This is a genomic window from Methylobacterium mesophilicum (assembly GCF_036441335.1).
GTDB lineage: Bacteria > Pseudomonadota > Alphaproteobacteria > Rhizobiales > Beijerinckiaceae > Methylobacterium > Methylobacterium mesophilicum_B.
This window is the reverse complement of record NZ_MLBW01000016.1, coordinates 100,341-121,084: the sequence shown is the minus strand read 5'-3', so window position 1 is coordinate 121,084 and position 20,744 is coordinate 100,341. Positions and strand designations below refer to the sequence as shown.

Annotated in this window: 17 protein-coding genes and 1 pseudogene; all 18 read left to right on the top strand. The window is 69.1% G+C overall.

Annotated elements, in window-relative coordinates:
- The first annotated feature begins 7 nt into the window (after positions 1 to 7).
- Positions 8 to 1,198 (top strand): NADH-quinone oxidoreductase subunit D, encoded by a 1,191-nt coding sequence (locus MMR14E_RS12265; protein ID WP_331314592.1) that lies wholly within the window; start codon positions 8 to 10, stop codon positions 1,196 to 1,198.
- Positions 1,199 to 1,208: 10 nt separating this feature from the next.
- A pseudogene (nuoE, locus tag MMR14E_RS29240) lies at positions 1,209 to 2,539 on the top strand (NADH-quinone oxidoreductase subunit NuoE).
- 9 nt (positions 2,540 to 2,548) lie between these two features.
- Complete coding sequence (nuoF, locus tag MMR14E_RS12250; protein ID WP_331314588.1) at positions 2,549 to 3,850, top strand: NADH-quinone oxidoreductase subunit NuoF; 1,302 nt, start codon at positions 2,549 to 2,551, stop codon at positions 3,848 to 3,850.
- A 28-nt stretch (positions 3,851 to 3,878) separates the two neighbouring features.
- Positions 3,879 to 4,064: a hypothetical protein gene (locus tag MMR14E_RS12245; RefSeq protein ID WP_331314586.1), complete on the top strand. Its 186-nt coding sequence runs from the start codon at positions 3,879 to 3,881 to the stop codon at positions 4,062 to 4,064.
- Between the two features lie 10 nt (positions 4,065 to 4,074).
- Positions 4,075 to 6,156 (top strand): NADH-quinone oxidoreductase subunit NuoG, encoded by a 2,082-nt coding sequence (nuoG, locus tag MMR14E_RS12240; protein ID WP_331314584.1) that lies wholly within the window; start codon positions 4,075 to 4,077, stop codon positions 6,154 to 6,156.
- A gap of 13 nt (positions 6,157 to 6,169) precedes the next feature.
- A complete protein-coding gene (gene nuoH / locus MMR14E_RS12235) occupies positions 6,170 to 7,192 on the top strand; it encodes an NADH-quinone oxidoreductase subunit NuoH (protein ID WP_020092240.1) in 1,023 nt (340 codons plus the stop codon).
- A 27-nt stretch (positions 7,193 to 7,219) separates the two neighbouring features.
- Positions 7,220 to 7,708 carry an NADH-quinone oxidoreductase subunit NuoI gene (nuoI, locus tag MMR14E_RS12230; protein ID WP_007560744.1) on the top strand — a complete coding sequence of 163 codons (489 nt, stop codon included), beginning with the start codon at positions 7,220 to 7,222 and terminating at the stop codon, positions 7,706 to 7,708.
- Positions 7,709 to 7,930: 222 nt separating this feature from the next.
- Positions 7,931 to 8,551 carry an NADH-quinone oxidoreductase subunit J gene (locus MMR14E_RS12225; protein WP_091977239.1) on the top strand — a complete coding sequence of 207 codons (621 nt, stop codon included), beginning with the start codon at positions 7,931 to 7,933 and terminating at the stop codon, positions 8,549 to 8,551.
- 34 nt (positions 8,552 to 8,585) lie between these two features.
- Complete coding sequence (gene nuoK, locus MMR14E_RS12220; RefSeq protein ID WP_010686008.1) at positions 8,586 to 8,891, top strand: NADH-quinone oxidoreductase subunit NuoK; 306 nt, start codon at positions 8,586 to 8,588, stop codon at positions 8,889 to 8,891.
- Between the two features lie 82 nt (positions 8,892 to 8,973).
- Entirely contained in the window at positions 8,974 to 11,097 is a 2,124-nt protein-coding gene (gene nuoL, locus MMR14E_RS12215; protein WP_331314582.1) for an NADH-quinone oxidoreductase subunit L, read from the top strand.
- A 1-nt stretch (position 11,098) separates the two neighbouring features.
- Positions 11,099 to 12,619: an NADH-quinone oxidoreductase subunit M gene (locus tag MMR14E_RS12210; RefSeq protein WP_331314579.1), complete on the top strand. Its 1,521-nt coding sequence runs from the start codon at positions 11,099 to 11,101 to the stop codon at positions 12,617 to 12,619.
- Between the two features lie 10 nt (positions 12,620 to 12,629).
- Positions 12,630 to 14,075, top strand: a complete 1,446-nt coding sequence (gene nuoN, locus MMR14E_RS12205; RefSeq protein ID WP_331314578.1) for an NADH-quinone oxidoreductase subunit NuoN — start codon at positions 12,630 to 12,632, stop codon at positions 14,073 to 14,075.
- A gap of 7 nt (positions 14,076 to 14,082) precedes the next feature.
- Positions 14,083 to 14,886, top strand: a complete 804-nt coding sequence (locus MMR14E_RS12200) for a biotin--[acetyl-CoA-carboxylase] ligase (RefSeq protein WP_331314576.1) — start codon at positions 14,083 to 14,085, stop codon at positions 14,884 to 14,886.
- A 16-nt stretch (positions 14,887 to 14,902) separates the two neighbouring features.
- Positions 14,903 to 16,576, top strand: a complete 1,674-nt coding sequence (locus tag MMR14E_RS12195; protein ID WP_331314574.1) for a ribonuclease J — start codon at positions 14,903 to 14,905, stop codon at positions 16,574 to 16,576.
- Between the two features lie 271 nt (positions 16,577 to 16,847).
- Entirely contained in the window at positions 16,848 to 17,252 is a 405-nt protein-coding gene (gene mce / locus MMR14E_RS12190) for a methylmalonyl-CoA epimerase (protein ID WP_331314572.1), read from the top strand.
- A gap of 5 nt (positions 17,253 to 17,257) precedes the next feature.
- Complete coding sequence (locus tag MMR14E_RS12185) at positions 17,258 to 17,584, top strand: DUF1467 family protein (RefSeq protein WP_331314739.1); 327 nt, start codon at positions 17,258 to 17,260, stop codon at positions 17,582 to 17,584.
- A 508-nt stretch (positions 17,585 to 18,092) separates the two neighbouring features.
- Positions 18,093 to 19,418, top strand: coding sequence for a proline--tRNA ligase (gene proS, locus MMR14E_RS12180; RefSeq protein ID WP_331314570.1), 1,326 nt, complete (start codon positions 18,093 to 18,095; stop codon positions 19,416 to 19,418).
- Positions 19,419 to 19,427: 9 nt separating this feature from the next.
- On the top strand, positions 19,428 to 20,738 hold the full coding sequence (locus MMR14E_RS12175; RefSeq protein WP_331314568.1) for a lipoprotein-releasing ABC transporter permease subunit: 1,311 nt from the start codon (positions 19,428 to 19,430) through the stop codon (positions 20,736 to 20,738).
- The last annotated feature ends 6 nt before the right edge of the window (positions 20,739 to 20,744 follow it).

The window sequence follows — 20,744 nt, the reverse complement described above, 5'->3', positions numbered from 1 at the left end:
ACCGTCCGTGACCGAACACAACATCCGCAACTTCGCGATCAACTTCGGCCCGCAGCACCCGGCGGCGCACGGCGTGCTGCGCCTCGTGCTGGAACTCGACGGCGAGGTGGTCGAGCGGGTCGACCCGCATATCGGCCTGCTCCACCGCGGCACCGAGAAGCTGATCGAGTACAAGACCTACCTGCAGGCGACGCCCTATTTCGACCGGCTCGACTACGTGTCGCCGATGAACCAGGAGCACGCCTTCTGCCTGGCGATCGAGAAGCTCGCCGGGATCGAGGTGCCGCGCCGCGCGCAGCTGATCCGCGTGCTGTTCTGCGAGATCGGCCGGCTGCTGTCGCACCTGCTCAACGTCACGACGCAGGCGATGGACGTCGGCGCCCTCACGCCCCCGCTCTGGGGTTTCGAGGAGCGCGAGAAGCTGATGATCTTCTACGAGCGGGCCTCCGGCGCCCGGCTCCACGCCAACTACTTCCGGCCGGGCGGCGTCCACCAGGACCTGCCGCTCAAGCTGATCGACGACATCGACGCGTTCTGCGACCCGTTCCTGCAGGTCGTGCAGGACCTCGACGACCTCGTCATGGCCAACCGCATCTTCAAGCAGCGCAACGTCGATATCGGCATCGTGTCGGTCGACGAGGCGATGGAGTGGGGCTTCTCGGGCGTGATGGTGCGCGGCTCGGGCATCCCGTGGGACCTGCGCAAGGCGCAGCCCTACGAGTGCTACGAGGAGATGGAGTTCGACATCCCCGTGGGGAAGAACGGCGACACGTACGATCGCCAGGTGATCCGCATGGAGGAGATGCGCCAGTCGGTGCGCATCATGAAGCAGTGCGTCGCCAAGCTGCGCGAGCCCGCCGGCCAGGGGCCGATCGCCTCCGTCGACGGGAAGTTCGCGCCGCCGCCGCGCCGGGAGATGAAGCGCTCGATGGAGGCGCTCATCCACCACTTCAAGCTCTATACCGAGGGCTTCCACGTGCCCGAGGGCGAGGTCTACGCCGCGGTCGAGGCGCCGAAGGGCGAGTTCGGCGTGTACCTGGTGTCCGACGGGACCAACAAGCCGTATCGCTGCAAGATCCGCGCGCCGGGCTTCGCGCACCTGCAGGCGATGGACTGGATGTGCCGCGGGCACCTCTTAGCCGACGTGTCCTGCGTGCTCGGCACGCTCGACATCGTGTTCGGCGAAGTGGATCGGTAAGACAGAAGCGATGGCAAACCGCAGACTCGCCCCCGCCTCGGAGCAGCCCGAGAGCTTCGCGTTCTCGCCGGAGAACGCCGAGTGGGCCAAGACCCAGATCGCCAAGTACCCGGAAGGCCGCCAGGCCTCGGCGGTGATCTCGCTCCTGTGGCGGGCCCAGGAGCAGAACGGCGGCTGGCTGCCGCGGGCGGCCATCGAGGCCGTGGCGGCCGAGCTCGGCATGCCGAACATCCGCGTGCTGGAGGTCGCGACCTTCTACACGATGTTCGCCCTCGAGCCCGTGGGCCGCTTCTGGATCCAGGTCTGCGGCACGGTCCCGTGCGATTCCTGCGGCGCGCGGGGGCTCAAGGAGATGCTCCAGTCCCGCCTGGGACCGGCCGGCCACGTCTCGGCCGACGGCAATTTCTCGTGGCTCGAGGTCGAGTGCCTGGGCGCCTGCTGCAACGCGCCGATGGTGCAGATCAACCAGGACTACTACGAGGACCTGACTCCCGATTCCCTCGGCCAGCTGATGGACGACCTCGCCGCCGGCCGTCCCGTGAAGGTCGGCTCGCAGACCGGTCGCGTCTCGTCCGAGCCCCAGGGCGCCGTGAACACCCTCACCGATCCGACGCTGTTCGACGGCTCGCGGGTCGGCGCGTGGCGCAAGCGCTTCGAGGAGGCCGGCAAGAGCGAGGAACCGGCCGCCAAGACCGGCGAAGCCGCGTCCAGCACGCAGCAGGCCGCCGAGAACCCGAAGCCGGCCCGGCCCGACGCCGGCCGCCCGGTCGAGCGCCCCGTGAGCGACGCNCGGTGAAGCCCGAGGATCGCGCCGACGCGGCCGAGCGCGGCCGCTCCACCGCCAAGCACGGCGCCGCCCGTCCGGGCGACGCGGACGTGCTCGATTCGCCGGCCAAGCGCGTCGCCGAGGGCGAGCCCGCCGCCGGCGAGCAGGGCCATCAGGAGGTGCCGAACCGCGACGCCGTCCCGCAGCAGCCGGAAGCCTCCGGCGCCAGCGAGGGCGAGGTGGCGGCCGAGACCGAGGAAGCCCGCATCGCCGGCGCTCTCGCGGCCCTGCCGAAGGACGCGAGCCCCGAGCAGAAGGCCGACGCGGTGGGCAAGCGCCCGCCGGCTCTGGAGGGCGCCCGCGCCGGGAAGCCGGACGAGCTGACGCGCATCAAGGGCATCGGCCCGGGCAACAGCCAGCGCCTGAACGGGCTCGGCATCTACCATTTCGACCAGATCGCCGCCTGGTCCCGCGACGAGATCGCCTGGGTCGGCACCTACCTCGCGTTCCCGGGTCGCATCGACCGGGAGAACTGGGTGGGGCAGGCCAAGGCCCTGTCGGCGCCGGCTCAGTGAGGACCTGACATGCTGTCGGATCAGGATCGCATCTTCACCAATCTCTACGGCCTGCACTCGCCGGGCCTGGAAGCCGCCAGGAAGCGCGGCGCCTGGGACGGGACCAAGTTCCTGCTGGAGCAGGGCCGCGACTGGATCATCGAGGAGATGAAGGCCTCGGGCCTGCGCGGCCGCGGCGGCGCGGGCTTCCCCACCGGCCTCAAGTGGTCGTTCATGCCCAAGAAGTCCGACGGGCGCCCGCACTACCTCGTCGTCAACGCCGACGAGTCGGAGCCGGGCACCTGCAAGGACCGGGAGATCATGCGGCACGACCCGCATCTCCTGATCGAGGGCTGCATGCTCGCCTGCTTCGCCATGGCGGCGCATGCCTGCTACATCTACATCCGCGGCGAGTACGTCGCCGAGAAGCACGCCCTCCAGAAGGCCGTGGACGAGGCCTACGCGGCCCGCCTCGTCGGCCAGTCGAACGTGCACGACTACCCGTTCGACATCTACGTCCACCACGGCGCGGGCGCCTACATCTGCGGCGAGGAGACGGCCCTCATCGAGAGCCTCGAGGGCAAGAAGGGGATGCCGCGGCTGAAGCCGCCGTTCCCGGCCAATATGGGCCTCTACGGCTGCCCCACGACCGTGAACAACGTCGAGTCGATCGCGGTCGCCGGCACGATCCTGCGCCGCGGCGGCGCGTGGTTCGCGGGGCTCGGCGGCAAGAACAACACCGGCACCAAGCTGTTCTGCGTCTCGGGTCACGTCAACAAGCCGTGCAACGTCGAGGAGGAGCTGGGCATCACCTTCCGCGAGCTCATCGACCGCCATTGCGGCGGCATGCGCGGCGGCTGGGACAACCTGCTGTGCTCGATCCCGGGCGGCTCGTCGGTGCCGCTGGTGCCGGCCGAGCAGATCGTCGACGCCAAGATGGACTTCGACACCCTGCGCAACCTGGGCTCCGGTCTCGGCACCGCGGCGGTGATCGTGCTCGACAAGTCCACCGACATCGTCGCGGCGATCACCCGGATCTCGTACTTCTACAAGCACGAATCCTGCGGCCAGTGCACGCCCTGCCGCGAGGGCACCGGCTGGATGTGGCGGGTCATGCAGCGCATGACCGAGGGCCGCGCCCAGAAGCGCGAGATCGACATGCTGTTCGAGGTGACCAAGCAGATCGAGGGCCACACGATCTGCGCGCTCGGCGACGCGGCGGCCTGGCCGATCCAGGGCCTGATCCGGCACTTCCGCCCCGAGATCGAGAAGCGCATCGACCGCTACACCGCGAACCCGCACAGCGAGCCTGTGCCGATGGCCGCGGAGTGATCCGATGACGGGCCAGCCTGACAACCTGATGCTCGTGTCCCTGCGGGGAATCGACGGGAAGGTCGATCGCCCCAGCGACGATGTCCTTGAACTGAGAGGCCGCATGGCAGCGGTCGAAGCGAATCTGGCTGGCGTCCACCGGCGGATCGACAGGGTCGAGCTTCGCGTCGAGCGGATCGAGCGACGCCTCGATCTCGCCGACGCCCCGCACTGAGATTGCACCGATGACCAAAATCCTCGTCGACGGCACCGAGGTCGATGTCCCGGCCGACTACACGCTGCTCCAGGCCTGCGAGGCCGCGGGGGCCGAGATCCCGCGCTTCTGCTTCCACGAGCGCCTGTCGATCGCCGGCAATTGCCGCATGTGCCTCGTCGAGCTGAAGGGCGCGCCGAAGCCGGTGGCTTCCTGCGCCTACGCGGTGAAGGATTGCCGGCCCGGCCCGAACGGCGAGCCGCCGGAGGTGCTGACCCGCTCACAGGGCACCAAGAAGGCCCGCGAGGGGGTGATGGAGTTCCTCCTCATCAACCACCCCCTCGACTGCCCGATCTGCGACCAGGGCGGCCACTGTGACCTGCAGGACCAAGCGATGGCCTACGGGGTCGATTCGACCCGGTACACGGAGAATAAGCGGGCGGTCGAGGAGAAGCATATCGGCCCGCTGGTGCGGACCGCGATGAACCGCTGCATCCATTGCACCCGCTGCGTGCGCTTCCTCGCCGAGGTCGCGGGCGTGCCCGACCTCGGCGCGATCGGGCGCGGCGAGGACATGGAGATCACCAGCTACCTCGAGCAGTCGATGGCCTCGGAGCTCCAGGGCAACGTCGCCGACCTCTGCCCGGTGGGCGCCCTCGTGCACCGGCCGCAGAGCTACAACGTCCGGCCGTGGGAGCTGAACAAGACCGAGTCCGTCGACGTGATGGACGCGGTCGGCTCGTCGATCCGCATCGACACACGCGGCCGCGAGGTCATGCAGATCGAGCCGCGGATCAGCGAGGAGATCAACGAGGAGTGGATCTCCGACAAGACCCGCTACCACATCGATGGGCTGCGGATGCAGCGCCTCGACCGGCCGTACCTGCGCGAGAACGGCCGGCTGCGGCCCGCCTCCTGGGGTGAGGCGTTCCAGGCCATCGCCGCCAAGGTGAAGAGCGCGGATCCGAAGCGCGTCGGCGCGATCGTCGGCGATCTCGCGGGTGTCGAGGAGATCTTCGCGCTCCGCGAGCTGATCAAGAGCCTCGGCTCGCCGAACCTCGATTGCCGCCAGACCGATGCCGGCCTCGACCCGGCGCTCGGCCGCGCGTCCTACATCTTCAACCCGACCATTCCGGGAATCGAGGCGGCGGACGCGATCCTGATCGTCGGCGCCAACCCGCGCACCGAGGCCTCGCTGCTGAACGTGCGCATCCGCAAGCGCTGGCGCATGGCGCCGCTGGCGGTGGGCGTGATCGGCGAGCCGGTCGATCTGACCTATCCGAGCCATTACATCGGCGCCGGCCCCGACTCGCTGGCGGCGCTCGCCCGCGGCGAGCACAGCTTCCTCGAGATCCTCAAGGAGGCGAAGGCGCCGCTCGTCATCGTCGGCGCCAATGCGGCACCGGGCATCCTGGCCGCTGCCGCCTCCCTCGCGAAGGAGGTCGGCGCGGTCTCGGCCGAGGGCAACGGCTTCGGCGTGCTGCACACCGCGGCGGCCCGGGTCGGCGCGCTCGATCTCGGCTTCGTGCCGGGGGAGGGCGGCCTGACCTTCGCGCAGATGCTAGAGCCGGGCGCGCTCGATGTCCTGTTCAACCTCGGCGCCGACGAGCGCGACGTCGCCCCGGGCGCCTTCGTGGTCTACCAGGGCAGCCACGGCGACCGCGGCGCCTCCCGCGCCGACGTGATCCTGCCGGGCGCCGCCTACAGCGAGAAGTCGGCGACCTGGGTGAACACCGAGGGGCGCGTCCAGATGGGCAACCGCGCCGCCTTCCCGCCTGGCGACGCCCGCGAGGACTGGGCGATCCTGCGCGCCCTGTCGGACGTGCTGGGCCAGCGCCTGCCCTTCGATTCGCTGACCGCGCTCCGGCGGGCGCTCTACGCCGCCCACCCGCATCTGGCGGCGATCGGCGCGGTCGAGCCGGGCAACGTGACCGAGGCGGTCGACCGGCTCGCCGGTCTCGGCGGCACCGCGACCGGGCCGGCCTTCGCGTCGCCCGTGACCGACTTCTACCTCACCAACCCGATCGCCCGCGCCTCGCGCATCCTCGCGGAGTGCTCGCGCCTCGCCCGGGAGCGCGCCGCCGAGGCGCGGCCCCTCGCGGCGGCCGAGTAGGAGCTCAAGACCGATGACGCCGCTCGAAATCCTCGGGACCGTGCTCCTGATCGTGCTGAAGAGCTTCGTGCTGCTCTCGGCACTGCTCGTCTTCATCGCCTACGCGCTGCTCGCCGACCGCAAGATCTGGGCGGCGGTGCAGCTCCGCCGCGGCCCCAACGTGGTCGGGCCGTTCGGCCTGTTCCAGTCCTTCGCCGACCTGATCAAGTTCGTGATCAAGGAGCCGGTGATCCCGGCGGGCGCCAACAAGGCGATCTACCTGCTGGCCCCGCTCGTCTTCGCGATGCTCGCCCTGTCGAGCTGGGCGGTGATCCCGCTCGCGGACGGCTGGGCGATCGCCGACATCAACGTCGGCATCACCTACATCTTCGCGATCTCGTCGCTGGGCGTGTACGGCGTCATCATGGGCGGCTGGGCGTCGAACTCGAAATACGCCTTCCTCGGCGCGCTCCGCTCGGCGGCCCAGATGATCTCCTACGAGGTCTCACTCGGCTTCGTGATCATCTGCGTGCTGCTCTGCGCCGGCTCGCTCAACCTCTCGCGGATCGTGATGGCGCAGGACACCAGCCTCGGCCTGTTCGGCTGGTACTGGCTGTGGCTGTTCCCGATGTTCGTGGTGTTCTTCGTCTCGGCGCTCGCCGAGACCAACCGCCCGCCCTTCGACCTGCCGGAGGCCGAGTCGGAGCTCGTGGCCGGCTACATGGTCGAGTACTCCTCGACGCCGTACCTGCTGTTCATGCTCGGCGAGTACGTCGCCATCATGAGCATGTGCGCGCTGGGGACCATCCTGTTCCTGGGCGGCTGGCTGTCCCCGATCCCGTTCGCGCCCTTCACCTGGGTGCCGGGCGTGATCTGGTTCACCCTGAAGGCGAGCTTCCTGTTCTTCCTGTTCGCGATGGTGAAGTCCATCGTGCCCCGCTACCGCTACGATCAGCTCATGCGCCTCGGCTGGAAGGTCTTCCTGCCGATCTCCCTGATCTCGGTCGTCGTCGTCGCCTTCGTGCTCAAGCTGACCGGCCTCGCGCCGGGCGCCTGAGCCCCCCTTCGCATCGGAGATCCGGGCATGAAGCTCGATCAGGTCGCCAAGAGCCTTCTCCTGAAGGAGTTCGTGTCCGGGATGATCCTCGGCATGCGCTACTTCTTCAAGCCGAAAGCCACGATCAACTACCCGTTCGAGATGGGCCATCGCGGTCCGCGCTTCCGGGGCGAGCACGCGCTGCGCCGCTACCCGAACGGCGAGGAGCGGTGCATCGCCTGCAAGCTCTGCGAGGCGATCTGCCCGGCGCAGGCGATCACCATCGAGGCGGGCCCCCGCCGGAACGACGGCACCCGCCGCACGACGCGCTACGACATCGACATGGTGAAGTGCATCTACTGCGGCATGTGCCAGGAGGCCTGCCCGGTGGACGCCATCGTGGAGGGGCCGAACTTCGAGTTCTCGGTGGAGACCCGAGAGGAGCTTCTCTACGACAAGCAGAAGCTCCTGCTGAACGGTGACCGCTGGGAGCGCGAGATCGCCCGCAACATCGCGATGGACGCGCCGTACCGCTGAGGCATCGTCCCGGGCGCCGGTCGACGGCGCCCGGAAGAAGATGCCGCGAAGACACGGCTCTCGAGCACCGCACCGGTTCCCGGTTCCGGTGCGATGCTCTAGAGCCATGCCGGGGGCGCTGTTGTGCCCCCGTCGACCGGGTTCTATAGACGGGCCGCCCGCCGCGGACCGTCTCCACGCACGGCAGAAGGGGCCGCTCCGGCGGCCGATCCCGATCAGCGCATGACCGCAGCAGCCGCCTTCTTCTATCTGTTCGCGAGCATCACGGTCGCGTCGGGCTTCATGGTGATCGCCTCGCGCAATCCCGTCGCCTCGGTGCTGTTCCTGATCCTCGCCTTCGTGAACGCCGCCGGGCTGTTCGTCCTGATGGGCGCCGAGTTCCTCGCGATGATCCTCGTGGTCGTCTACGTGGGCGCAGTCGCGGTGCTGTTCCTGTTCGTGGTGATGATGCTCGACGTCGACTTCGCCGAGCTGCGCCAGGGCTTCCAGCAGTATCTCCCGATCGGCGCCCTGATCGGCGCGGTCTTCCTGGTCGAGATCCTGCTGGTCGTCGGCTCGTGGAGCATCGATCCGGGCCTCGTCCAGGCCCCGCTCGGCAACGTCGCCTCGGCCGAGAACCTGACCAACGCCCAGGCGCTCGGCCGCGTGATCTACACGGACTACGCCTACTTCTTCCAGCTCGCCGGCCTGATCCTGCTGGTCGCCATGATCGGCGCCATCGTGCTGACGCTGCGCGACCGGCCGGGCGTCAAGCGCCAGAACATCGCGGTCCAGAACGCCCGCACCCAGGCCATGGCGGTCGAGACGCGCAAGGTCCCGTCGCGCCAGGGTGTCGAGGTCTGATGCGCGCGCTGATGAGAGCCGGAGGAATCGAACGATGATCGGCCTGAGCCACTACCTCACCGTCGCGGCGATCCTGTTCACGCTCGGCGTGCTCGGCATCTTCATCAACCGCAAGAACATCATCGTCATCCTGATGTCGGTCGAGCTGATCCTGCTCTCGGTCAACATCAACCTCGTCGCCTTCTCGACGCAGCTGAACGACATCACCGGACAGGTCTTCGCCCTGTTCGTGCTGACCGTCGCGGCCGCCGAATCGGCGATCGGCCTCGCCATCCTGGTGGTGTTCTTCCGGAACCGCGGCTCGATCGCGGTGGAAGACGTCAGCATGATGAAGGGCTAGGGCCTTCCCCTTCGCGCGCCCCGAGTGACATCCGGACGCCGCCGCTTCGCGGCCGGCCCGGAGGACGGACTGCAAGAGAGCGATGTATCACGCGATCGTCTTCTTCCCGCTCATCGGCTTCCTGATCGCCGGCCTGTTCGGCCGGTACATCGGGGCGCGCGCCTGTGAGTACATCACCACGTCCTTCCTCGCCTTCACGGCGCTGATCGCCTGGGGCGTGTTCATCGACGGCGGGCCGGCCGAGCGCGTGCAGGTGGCGTCCTGGTTCGCGGCCGGCGACCTCCAGGTCGACTGGGCCTTCAAGGTCGACACCCTGACCCGGGTGATGCTGGTGGTCGTGACGACCGTCTCGACCCTCGTGCACCTCTACTCCGTCGGCTACATGGAGGAGGATCCGCACCGGCCGCGCTTCTTCGCGTACCTGTCGCTGTTCACCTTCGCCATGCTGATGCTGGTGACGGCCGACAACCTCGTCCAGATGTTCTTCGGCTGGGAGGGCGTGGGCCTCGCCTCGTACCTGCTGATCGGCTTCTGGTACGAGAAGCCCTCGGCCAACGCCGCCGCCATGAAGGCGTTCATCGTCAACCGCGTCGGCGATTTCGGCTTCTCCCTCGGCATCTTCCTGGTCTTCGTGCTGACCGGCTCGGTGGCGTTCGACGCGATCTTCGGCAAGGTCGACGCGATCAAGACGCTCACCTTCCACTTCCTGGGCTACGACTGGAACGCCCTGACGCTCGCCTGCCTGCTGCTGTTCATGGGCGCCATGGGCAAGTCGGCGCAGTTCCTGCTGCACACGTGGCTGCCGGACGCCATGGAGGGCCCGACCCCGGTCTCCGCGCTGATCCACGCCGCCACCATGGTCACCGCCGGCGTGTTCATGGTCGCCCGCCTGTCGCCGCTCTTCGAGGAGGCGCCGAACGCGCTCATCGTCGTCACGGTGATCGGCGGCATCACGTCCCTGTTCGCGGCCACGATCGGCCTCGTGCAGAACGACATCAAGCGGGTCATCGCCTACTCGACCTGCTCGCAGCTCGGCTACATGTTCGTGGCGCTCGGCGTCGGCGCCTACGCGGCCGGCGTGTTCCACCTGTTCACCCACGCCTTCTTCAAGGCGCTGCTGTTCCTCGGGGCCGGCTCGGTCATCCACGCGATGCACCACGAGCAGGACATGCGGAACATGGGCGGCCTGCGCCGCTACATCCCCTACACCAGCGCCATGATGGCGATCGGCTCCCTCGCGCTGATCGGCTTCCCCTACACGGCCGGCTACTACTCGAAGGACGCGATCATCGAGGCGGCCTACGCCTCGACCCGCCCGGGGCACACGCTCGCCTTCCTGTGCACCGTGGTGGCGGCGTTCTTCACCTCGTTCTACTCCTGGCGCCTGTTCTTCATGACCTTCGAGGGCCCGGCCCGCTGGGGCGCGCACGCCGCCCACGATCAGCACCACGCGCACGCGGTCGCCCACGCGAGCATGGTCCACGCGACCATGGCCCACGAGGCCGACGGCGCGCCCGGCCACACCGAGGGCGTCGCCCACGACGACAAGGGCCACGACATCGAGCCGGCCCACAAGAGCGACCTCGTCGCCGACGACCACCACGGGCACGGCCACCACGGCGACCACACGCCCCACGAGAGCCCGCTGGTGATGACGATCCCGCTGGCGATCCTCGCCTTCGGCGCGCTGTTCGCCGGGATCATCTTCCACAACCGCTTCATCGGCGAGGGGATGGACGCGTTCTGGGGCCACGCCCTGGCGCACGGGCCGAACAACCACATCATGCACGAGATCCACGAGGTCCCGGCGCTGGTCTCGTACGCGCCGCTGATCATGCTGATCCTCGGGTTCGTCGTCGCCTACTGGATGTACATCCGCCGGCCGGAGCTGCCGGGCGCGCTCGCCGCGCAGCAGCCGTCGCTGTACCGGTTCCTGCTCAACAAGTGGTATTTCGACGAGATCTACGACCGGATCTTCGTCCGCCCGGCCAAGGATTTCGGCCTGTTCCTGTGGAAGCAGGGCGACGGCCGGATCATCGACGGCATCGGGCCGAACGGGATCGCGGCGCGCGTCGTGGACGTGACCCGCGGGGTCGTCCGCCTCCAGACCGGCTACCTCTACCACTACGCCTTCGTCATGCTCATCGGCGTCGCCGGCCTGATCAGCTGGTACCTGATGTCCGGCCTGCCCAAGGGTGCACACTGACATGCTCGGCCTCGGCATCCTCTCCGGCCTGCTGATCGTGCCGCTCTGCGGCGCGGCCTTCATCCTGACGCTGAGCGGCGACGAGGAGTCGGTCGCGCGCAACAGCCGCTGGGCCGCGCTCGCCACGACGATCGTCACGTTCCTGCTCTCCCTGGTGGCCTGGAGCCGCTACGACACCGCCTCGTCGAGCTTCCAGCTGGTCGAGAGCCACGCCTGGCTCACCGAGACGATCCGGTTCAAGCTCGGCGTCGACGGCTTCTCCATGCCGCTGATCCTGCTGACCACGTTCCTGATGCCGTTCTGCATCGGCGCCTCGTGGCACTCGATCCACTTCCGCGTGAAGGAGTACTTCGTCGCCTTCCTCGTCCTCGAGACGACGATGATCGGCGTGTTCGCCTCCCTCGACCTGCTGCTGTTCTACCTGTTCTTCGAGGCCGGCCTGATCCCGATGTTCCTGATCATCGGCATCTGGGGCGGCGCGCGCCGGGTCTACGCCAGCTTCAAGTTCTTCCTGTACACCCTGCTCGGCTCGGTGCTGATGCTGCTCGCCGTGATGGCGATGTACTGGCAGGCCGGCACCACCGACATCCCGACCCTGCTGCAGTACCGCTTCCCGGTGCAGATGCAGACCTGGCTGTGGCTCGCCTTCTTCGCCTCCTTCGCGGTGAAGATGCCGATGTGGCCGGTCCACACCTGGCTGCCCGACGCCCACGTGGAGGCCCCCACCGCCGGCTCGGTGATCCTGGCGGGCATCCTCCTGAAGATGGGCGGCTACGGCTTCATCCGGATCTCGCTGCCGATGCTGCCGGTGGCGAGCCACGACTTCGCGCCCCTCGTCTTCGCGCTGTCGGTGATCGCGATCATCTTCACGTCGCTCACCGCGATGATGCAGACCGACATCAAGAAGCTGATCGCCTACTCGTCGGTGGCCCATATGGGCTTCGTGACGCTGGGCCTGTTCACCCTGAACGAGCAGGGGATCCAGGGCGCGCTGTTCCTGATGATCTCCCACGGCATCGTGTCGGGCGCGCTCTTCCTCTGCGTCGGCGTCGTCTACGACCGGATGCACACCCGCGAGATCTCGGCCTACGGCGGCCTCGTGAAGCGGATGCCGCTCTACGCGGTGGCCATGATGGTGTTCACCATGGCCAATGTCGGCCTGCCGGGCACCTCGGGCTTCGTCGGCGAGTTCCTGTCGATGCTCGGCGCCTTCAAGGCGAACCCGAACGTGGCGTTCTTCTCGACCTTCGGCATCATCCTGTCGGCCGGCTACGCCCTGTGGCTCTACGCCCGGGTGGTCTACGGGAAGCTGGAGAAGCCGAACCTCCAGGGCATCCTGGATCTCGACACCCGCGAGAAGATCATCCTGGCGCCGCTGGTCGTGCTGACGATCTACTACGGGGTGCACCCGGCCCCCGTGCTCGACGTGTTCGCGCCCTCGACCGACGCGCTGATGGCGAGCATCAAGACCGCGCTCTCGAACACCCAGACGGCCGCCGCGGCGCTGCCGATCCCGCGTTGAGGCGGACACCATGACAACCGTCCACTCCGTCCTGCCCTCGCTGGCGCCGCTCCTGCCCGAGCTGATCCTCGGCGTCGGCGTTCTGCTGCTGATCCTCTACGGCGCGTGGCGCGGCGACCGCTCGGCCGAGACCGTGAGCATCGGCGCCCTCGCGCTCCTGCTTGTCGCCCTCTCGGTGGTGATCTCACAGCCGGTCCACGGCCGGATCACGACCCTGTCGGGCGCCTTCGTGTCCGACTCCTTCTCCAAGGTGATGAAGTCGCTGGTGCTGCTCGGCTCCTCGGCGACGATCCTGCTGGCGCACGACTACTTCAAGCGCGAGCGCATCGACCGGTTCGAGTTCCCGGTGCTGATCGTGCTCTGCACCATCGGCATGATGGTCATGGTCTCGGCCAACGACCTGATCGCGCTCTACCTGGGCCTCGAGCTGCAGTCGCTCGCCGCCTACGTGATCGCGGCCTTCCACCGCGACGACGTCAAGTCCACCGAGGCCGGCCTCAAGTACTTCGTGCTGGGCGCGCTCTCCTCCGGCATGCTGCTCTACGGCGCCTCGCTGGTCTACGGCTTCACCGGCACGGTCTCGTTCCCCGGCATCGTCTCGGCGCTCAACGAGAATGCCGGCTTCGGCATCGTGCTGGGCATCGTGTTCCTGGCGGCCGGCGTGTGCTTCAAGCTGGCGGCCGTGCCGTTCCACATGTGGACGCCCGACGTCTACGAGGGCTCGCCGACCCCGGTGACGGCCTTCTTCGCCTCGGCGCCCAAGATGGCCGCCGTGGCGATGACCGTGCGGGTCTTCATCGGCGCGATGCCGGACGTGACGGCGATCTGGCAGCAGATCTTCATCTTCGTCTCGATCGCGTCCATGGCGCTCGGCTCGTTCGCGGCGATCGGCCAGACGTCGATCAAGCGTCTGATGGCCTACTCGTCGATCGCCAATATCGGCTACGCGCTGATCGGCCTGGCCTCCGGCTCGGAGGAGGGGATCAGCGGGCTCGTCACCTACATGATCATCTACCTCGCGATGACGCTCGGCACCTTCGCGATCATCCTGTCGCTGCGGCGCCGGGACGTGATGTTCGAGAAGATCGAGGACCTGTCGGGCCTGTCGCGGACCCATCCGTGGCTCGCCTTCTGCCTCGCCGCGATGATGTTCTCGCTGGCCGGCATCCCGCCGCTCGCCGGGTTCTTCGCGAAGTTCTACGTCTTCGCCGCCGCCATCAAGGCGGGCCTCGTGACGCTGGCGGTGATCGGCGTGGTGACCAGCGTGGTCGGCGCCTACTACTACCTGCGCGTCGTGCGCATCATGTACTTCGACGAGCCGAAGGAGCCGTACGAGGCGATGGCCCCGGGGCTGCGCGTCGTGCTCGCCCTGTCGAGCGTCGTCGTGGTGCTGTTCTTCCTGCTGCCCGGGCCGCTGGTCGGCGCCGCCGGCCGGGCCGCGAAGTCGTTGTTCTAGGAACGTCTTGAGCTATCGACTCGGGCCCTCGGCGCGCGCCGAGGGCCACCGCCTGCACGTCCACGACACCCTCGGCTCCACCAACACGGAGGCCATGGCGCGCGCGCGCGCGGGCGAGACCGGACCGCTCTGGGTGGTGACCCACCGCCAGGAGGCGGGCCGCGGCCGGCGGGGCAACAGCTGGGCCTCGCTCCCCGGGAACCTCGCGGCCAGCGTGCTCTGGCCGGTCGCCGGGGTCGCGCCCGACCACCTCGCCGAGCTCGGCTTCGTGGCCGGCCTCGCCCTGGTCGAGGCGCTGGAGGCGGCCTGCGGCACCCTGCCGGATACCGGATCCGGCGCCGGCGCCCGATCTTTCCGGCTTAAATGGCCGAACGACGTGCTGCTCGGCGGGGCGAAGCTCGCCGGCCTGCTGCTGGAGGCGGAGACGCTGCCGGGCGGCCGGCGCGCCGCCGTCATCGGCTTCGGCGTGAACGTCGCGGCCGCGCCGGAGGGCCTCGGGGCCGCGAGCTTGGCGGCGGCGGGTTACGCGGCCGGTGCCGAGGCGCTACTGGAACATCTCTCGGACCGGGTGGCCGCGCGGGCGCGCGCCTGGGACCGGGGACGGAATTTCGCTGACCTGCGCGCGGCCTGGCTCGCGCGGGCCGCGGGTCTCGGATCGGAGATCGCGGTGCACAGCGGCGGGCACACCCTGCGGGGCGTGTTCGAGACGATCGACGAGGGGGGGCGGCTCGTGATCCTCGCCCCCGACGGGAACCGGCATACCGTGACGGCGGGCGAGGTGCATTTCGGATCGGCCGCGACGGCGGCCTGAGTTTGGACGACGACAGATGGTTAAGGGACAGGAGGAGCTGGTCTTCCTGCCGCTCGGCGGCGTGGGCGAGATCGGGATGAACGCGGCGCTCTACGGGTTCGGCCCGGAGAAGGGCCGGAAGTGGATCATGGTCGATTGCGGCATGGGCTTCGCCGGTGAGGAGCAGATGCCGGGCGTCGACCTGATGTTCCCCGACCTCTCCTTCATCGAGGAGCGGCGCAAGGACCTGCTGGGGATCTTCATCACCCACGCGCACGAGGACCATATCGGGGCGATCTCGGAGCTGTGGCCCCGGCTCAAGGCACCGGTCTACGCGACGCGCTTCGCCAAGAACCTGCTGGAGACCCGGCGCCTGTCCGAGCCCGGCGCCCCGAAGGTCGAGCTGCGGGAGGTGAAGCCCGGCCGGCGCGTGACCGTCGGGCCGTTCGAGCTGGAGTACGTGCCGGTCTCGCACTCCATCCCGGAATCCAACGCCATCGCGATCCGCACCGCGGCGGGCCTCGTCCTGCACACCGGCGACTGGAAGATCGACCCGACCCCGGTGGCCGGCTCGGTGACGTCCCCGGAGGCGTTCACGGCGCTCGGGGACGAGGGCGTCCTCGCCATCGTCTGCGACTCGACCAACGTCGTGCGCGAGGGCTTCTCGCCGAGCGAGAAGACCGTCGCCGAGACCCTGAAGACGCTGATCGCGGACGCGCCGCACCGGGTCGCGGTGACGACCTTCGCGTCGAACGTGGCGCGCATCCGCGCGGTCGCCGAGGCCGCCGCCGCCTGCGGGCGCGAGGTCATCGCGGTCGGCCGCGCCATGGACCGGGTGATCGACGTCGCCCGCGAGTGCGGCTACCTCGACGGCCTGCCCGAGTTCCGCCGCTCGGATTCGTGGAAGAGCCTGCCGCGGGAGCGCGTCGTCGCCCTGCTCACCGGTTCCCAGGGCGAGCCGCGGGCGGCCCTCGCCCGCGTCTCCCGCCGCGACCACCCGGATATCAGCCTCACCGCCGGTGACCAGGTGATCTTCTCCTCGCGCGCCATCCCGGGCAACGAGCGCGATGTCGGGTCGATCATCAACGACCTGATCGAGCAGGGCGTCGAGGTGATCACCGACCGCACCGACCTCGTCCACGTCTCCGGTCACCCGCGCCGGGACGAGATGGTCGAGATGTACCGGTGGACCCGCCCCGGCACCGCCATCCCGGTCCACGGCGAGGCCCTGCACCTCGACGAGCACGCCCGCTTCGCGCGGGCGCAGGGCGTGCAGAACGTGGTCAAGGCCCGCAACGGCAGCCTGATCCGCCTGAGCCCGGGCAAGCCCGAGGTGATCGACCACGTGAAGGCCGGCCGCCTGTTCAAGGACGGGGACGTCCTGATCGACGAGAAGGACCGGGCGATCCCGGAGCGACGCAAGCTGATGCAGGCCGGCTTGGTCTCGGTGGCGATCGCCATCGACGAGGACGGCGTCGTGCTCGGCGAGCCGGCCGTGGACATCATCGGCCTGCCGAACCGCGGCCGGTCCGGCGAGCCGCTGATCGAGACCGTGGTGGACGCGGTCTCCCGCACCCTCTCGGAGATGTCGCGGGGCAAGCTCAAGGACTCGGAGAGCGTCGAGAAGACGGTCGACCGGGCCGTGCGCACCGCGGTCAACGAGGTGTGGGGCAAGAAGCCGGCCTGCCACGTGCAGGTGGTGGAGGTCTGATCTTGGCGGCCGATAGCGGTTGGCTGTAATCTAGACCGGGCCGATGCAGCCGGTCGTCCGACCGGCTGCCGGACACGGCCCAGGCTCCGTCTCCGTGCGGGAGAGGGACAGGGTGAGGGGACAAGGTTCTGCCGGAGAGGGCGTGTCCCTCACCTCAACCCTCTCCCGCACGGGAGAGGGGGCCGGTCGCGTCCCGGCGCACGGGCGGAGCCTTCCCCGCGAACGAACGAAGCTCCCGGACAGGGGGCCAGCACGCCGGGGAGGAAACACCATGATCGGCCGTCTCAACCACGTGGCCATCGCCGTGCAGGATCTCGACGCCGCCTGCGCGGTCTACCGCGACACGCTGGGCGCGACGATCACCGCGCCCCTGCCGCAGCCCGAGCACGGCGTCACCGTCGTGTTCGTCGAGCTGCCGAACAGCAAGATCGAGCTGATGTCCCCCCTGGGCGAGGGCTCGCCGATCGAGGCCTTCGTGGCCCGGAACCCGGGCGGCGGCATCCACCACGTCTGCTACGAGGTCGACGACATCCTGGCCGCCCGCGATCAGCTCAAAGCGCAGGGCGCCCGGGTGCTTGGCACCGGCGAGCCGCGGATCGGCGCGCACGGCAAGCCGGTCCTGTTCCTGCACCCCAAGGACTTCCTGGGCACACTGGTCGAGCTGGAGCAGGTGTGAGCCGGATGATGAACGCGCTGGCCCGCTCGACGCCGGTGACCCTGGCGGCGATCACCGTCCTGATCGCCGCCTTCGTGGCGGCGGCGGTGGGCCTGTTCAAGCTGACGGTGGGCGGGGCGATCGCCCTCTACTTCGTGGTCTGGTGGACGCTGCTCTTCGCCGTCCTGCCCCTGCGCAACCAGCCGGAGACGCGGCCCAGCCACGTGGTGCCGGGCCAGGATCCCGGCGCGCCGGCGGCGCCGCGGCTGCGCGAGAAGGCGATCTGGACGACGCTGGTCGCGGGCGCCGCCTTCCTGATCGCCCTGGCGGTGTTCCCGCTGACCGGGCTGTAGCACGGGTCGGAACGGCGGTCCGGGACGGGCCGCCGCGGCGGGTTACGGCTCGGGAAACCAGATGGCGCGGGCCCTTCGGGCGGTCCGGCACGGCCGCGCCGACCGGACCCAAGAATAAAAAAAGCAAGGCCCGAGGCCTTGCTTTCAAGCTTCAGTGGCTCGACCTTGAAAGATCCCTCGCATTGGCTGCGGGGCGGTCGCTTTTCCTCCCGAGACTCGGACCTTGCGCCGCCTCTTCCGGGCGTCGCAAACATCGCCGGACGCTTATAGGAACAACAATTCGTGTTGTCACCGGGTCTGCGAGAAAAATCTGCGCTTTCTTGCCGGCAAATGGGCAGACCGCTGCCCGCCTAGGCAGCGGCCCCACCGCGGCCGGGCCGCCGCCTCCGGTTCGCCGCGATTACGCCCCGCCGTGGTCGCGCAGTGCTTGTAATTTGCGTCTCCGGCGTGTTGTGTGCCGGCGCGCCGCGGCTCCTCCCGGCCGATCCTCTTCCAAGACTCTGACGACATGCGTCTCTCCCGCTACTTCATGCCGACCTTGCGCGAGACGCCCAAGGAAGCCGAGATCGTCTCGCATCGGCTGATGCTGCGCGCCGGCCTGGTCCGCCAGGAAGCCGCCGGCATCTACGCCTGGCTGCCGCTGGGCCTGCGGGTGCTGGAGCGCGTCTGCGCGGTGATCCGACGGGAGCAGGACCGGTCCGGCGCCGTCGAGATCCTGATGCCGACGGTGCAGTCCGCCGAGCTGTGGCGGGAATCCGGCCGCTACGATGCCTACGGCAAGGAGATGCTGCGCCTGAAGGATCGTCACGACCGCGAGATGCTCTACGGCCCCACCGCCGAGGAGATGGTCACCGAGATCTTCCGGGCGAGCGTGCGCTCCTACAAGGACCTGCCCAAGAACCTCTACCAGATCTCGTGGAAGTTCCGCGACGAGGTGCGGCCGCGCTTCGGCACGATGCGCTCCCGCGAGTTCCTGATGAAGGACGCCTACTCGTTCGACTTCGACCAGGCCGGGGCGCGCCACGCCTACAACCGGATGTTCGTGGCGTACCTGCGCACCTTCGCGGGCCTCGGCCTGCGGGCGATCCCGATGCGCGCCGATACCGGCCCGATCGGCGGCGACCTGTCCCACGAGTTCATCATCCTGGCCAAGACGGGCGAGAGCGAGGTCTTCTGCGACAAGACCTATCTCGACTTCGACATCCCGCCGGCGACCGTCGATTTCGACGACGTCGCCGCCCTCCAGGGCATCGTCGATGCCTGGACCTCGCACTACGCGGCCACCGAGGAGATGCACGAGCCGGCGGCCTTCGCGGAGGTCCCGGAGGACAACCGCATGGCGGCCCGCGGCATCGAGGTCGGGCACATCTTCTATTTCGGCACCAAGTATTCCGAGCCGATGGGCGCCAAGGTCGCCGGTCCGGACGGGATCGAGCGGCCGGTCCACATGGGCTCCTACGGCATCGGGCCGAGCCGCCTGGTCGCCGCCATCGTCGAGGCCAGCCACGACGAGGCCGGGATCATCTGGCCGGACTCGGTGGCACCGTTCGACGTCGCGCTGATCAACCTCAAGGTCGGGGACGCGGCAACGGACGCCGCCTGCGCGCAGATCCAGTCCGACCTCGAGACCGCCGGCCTGTCGGTGCTCTACGACGACCGCGACGAGCGCCCCGGCGCGAAATTCGCCACCGCCGACCTGATCGGCCTGCCCTGGCAGGTGATCGTCGGGCCCAAGGGCCTGGCGGAGGGCAAGGTCGAGCTGAAGCGGCGTGCCGGTGGCGAGCGCGAGAGCCTCGCGACCGTCGATCTGCTGGCACGCATCCGGCGCGTCTGAGGCGTGCCGATGGCGGCCTCAGCGGCGCTGGACCGGGTCCGGACCTTCGCGGCCTCGTTCACGGCCTCGTTCCGCCAGGGCACCGCGCCCTTCGCGCCGTTCGAGTGGATCCTCGCCGGCCGCTACCTGCGCGCCCGGCGCCGGGGCGGCGGCGTCTCGGTGGTGGCGTTCTTCTCGGTGCTCGGCATCGCGCTCGGCGTCGCCACGCTGATCATCGTCCTGTCGGTGATGAACGGCTTCCGGGCGGAGCTGCTGTCGAAGATCGTCGGCATCAACGGCCACCTGTTCGCGACGCCCATCGACCGGCCGCTCAACGACTGGACCGACCTGTCGGAGCGCCTGTCGAAGGTGGCGGGCGTGCGCGCCGCGGTGCCGCTGGTCGAGGGCCAGGCCTTCGCCTCGTCGCAGTACGGCGGATCCGGCGTCATCATCCGCGGCGTGCGGGCAGCCGACCTCGACGCGCTGGCGGCCGTCTCCTCGTCGATCCGCGGCGGCACCCTGGAGGGCTTCGACGACGGCACCGGGGTGCTGATCGGGCGGCGGCTTGCCGACACGCTGGGCCTGCAGGCCGGCGACACGATCACGCTGGTCACGCCCAAGGGCTCGTCCACGCCCTTCGGGACGGCGCCGCGCACCAAGAGCTACACCGTCAAGGCGGTCTTCGAGGTCGGCATGACCGAGTTCGACCAGACCTTCGTGTTCATGCCGCTCGCCGAGGCCCAGGCCTTCTTCAACAAGGACGGCGACGTGAGCATGATCGAGATCTACGTCGACGATCCCGACCACGTCGGCGACATGCGCGAGCCCCTGGAGATGGCGGCCGAGCGCCCGATCCTGCTCACCGACTGGCGCCAGCGCAACCGGACCTTCTTCGGGGCCCTGGAGGTCGAGCGGAACGTCATGTTCCTGATCCTCAGCCTGATCGTGGTCGTGGCGACGCTCAACATCGTCTCCGGCCTGATCCTGCTGGTGCGCGACAAGTCGAGCGACATCGCGATCCTGCGCACCATGGGGGCGACGCCGGGCACGATCATGCGGGTGTTCCTGATCAACGGCGCGCTGATCGGCGTCGTCGGGACGCTCAGCGGGCTGGGGCTCGGCGTCCTGATCACCCTCAACATCAAGCCGATCCAGCACGTGCTGTTTCCGGGCGCCTGGGACCCGACGGTGCGCTTCCTCGCCGAGATCCCGGCCCAGATGAACCCGAAGGAGATCACCGCCGTGGTGATCACCTCCCTGCTGCTGTCGCTCGCGGCGACGCTGTATCCCTCCTGGCGCGCCGCCCGGCTCGATCCGGTGCAGGCCCTCCGCTACGGCTGACGGTCC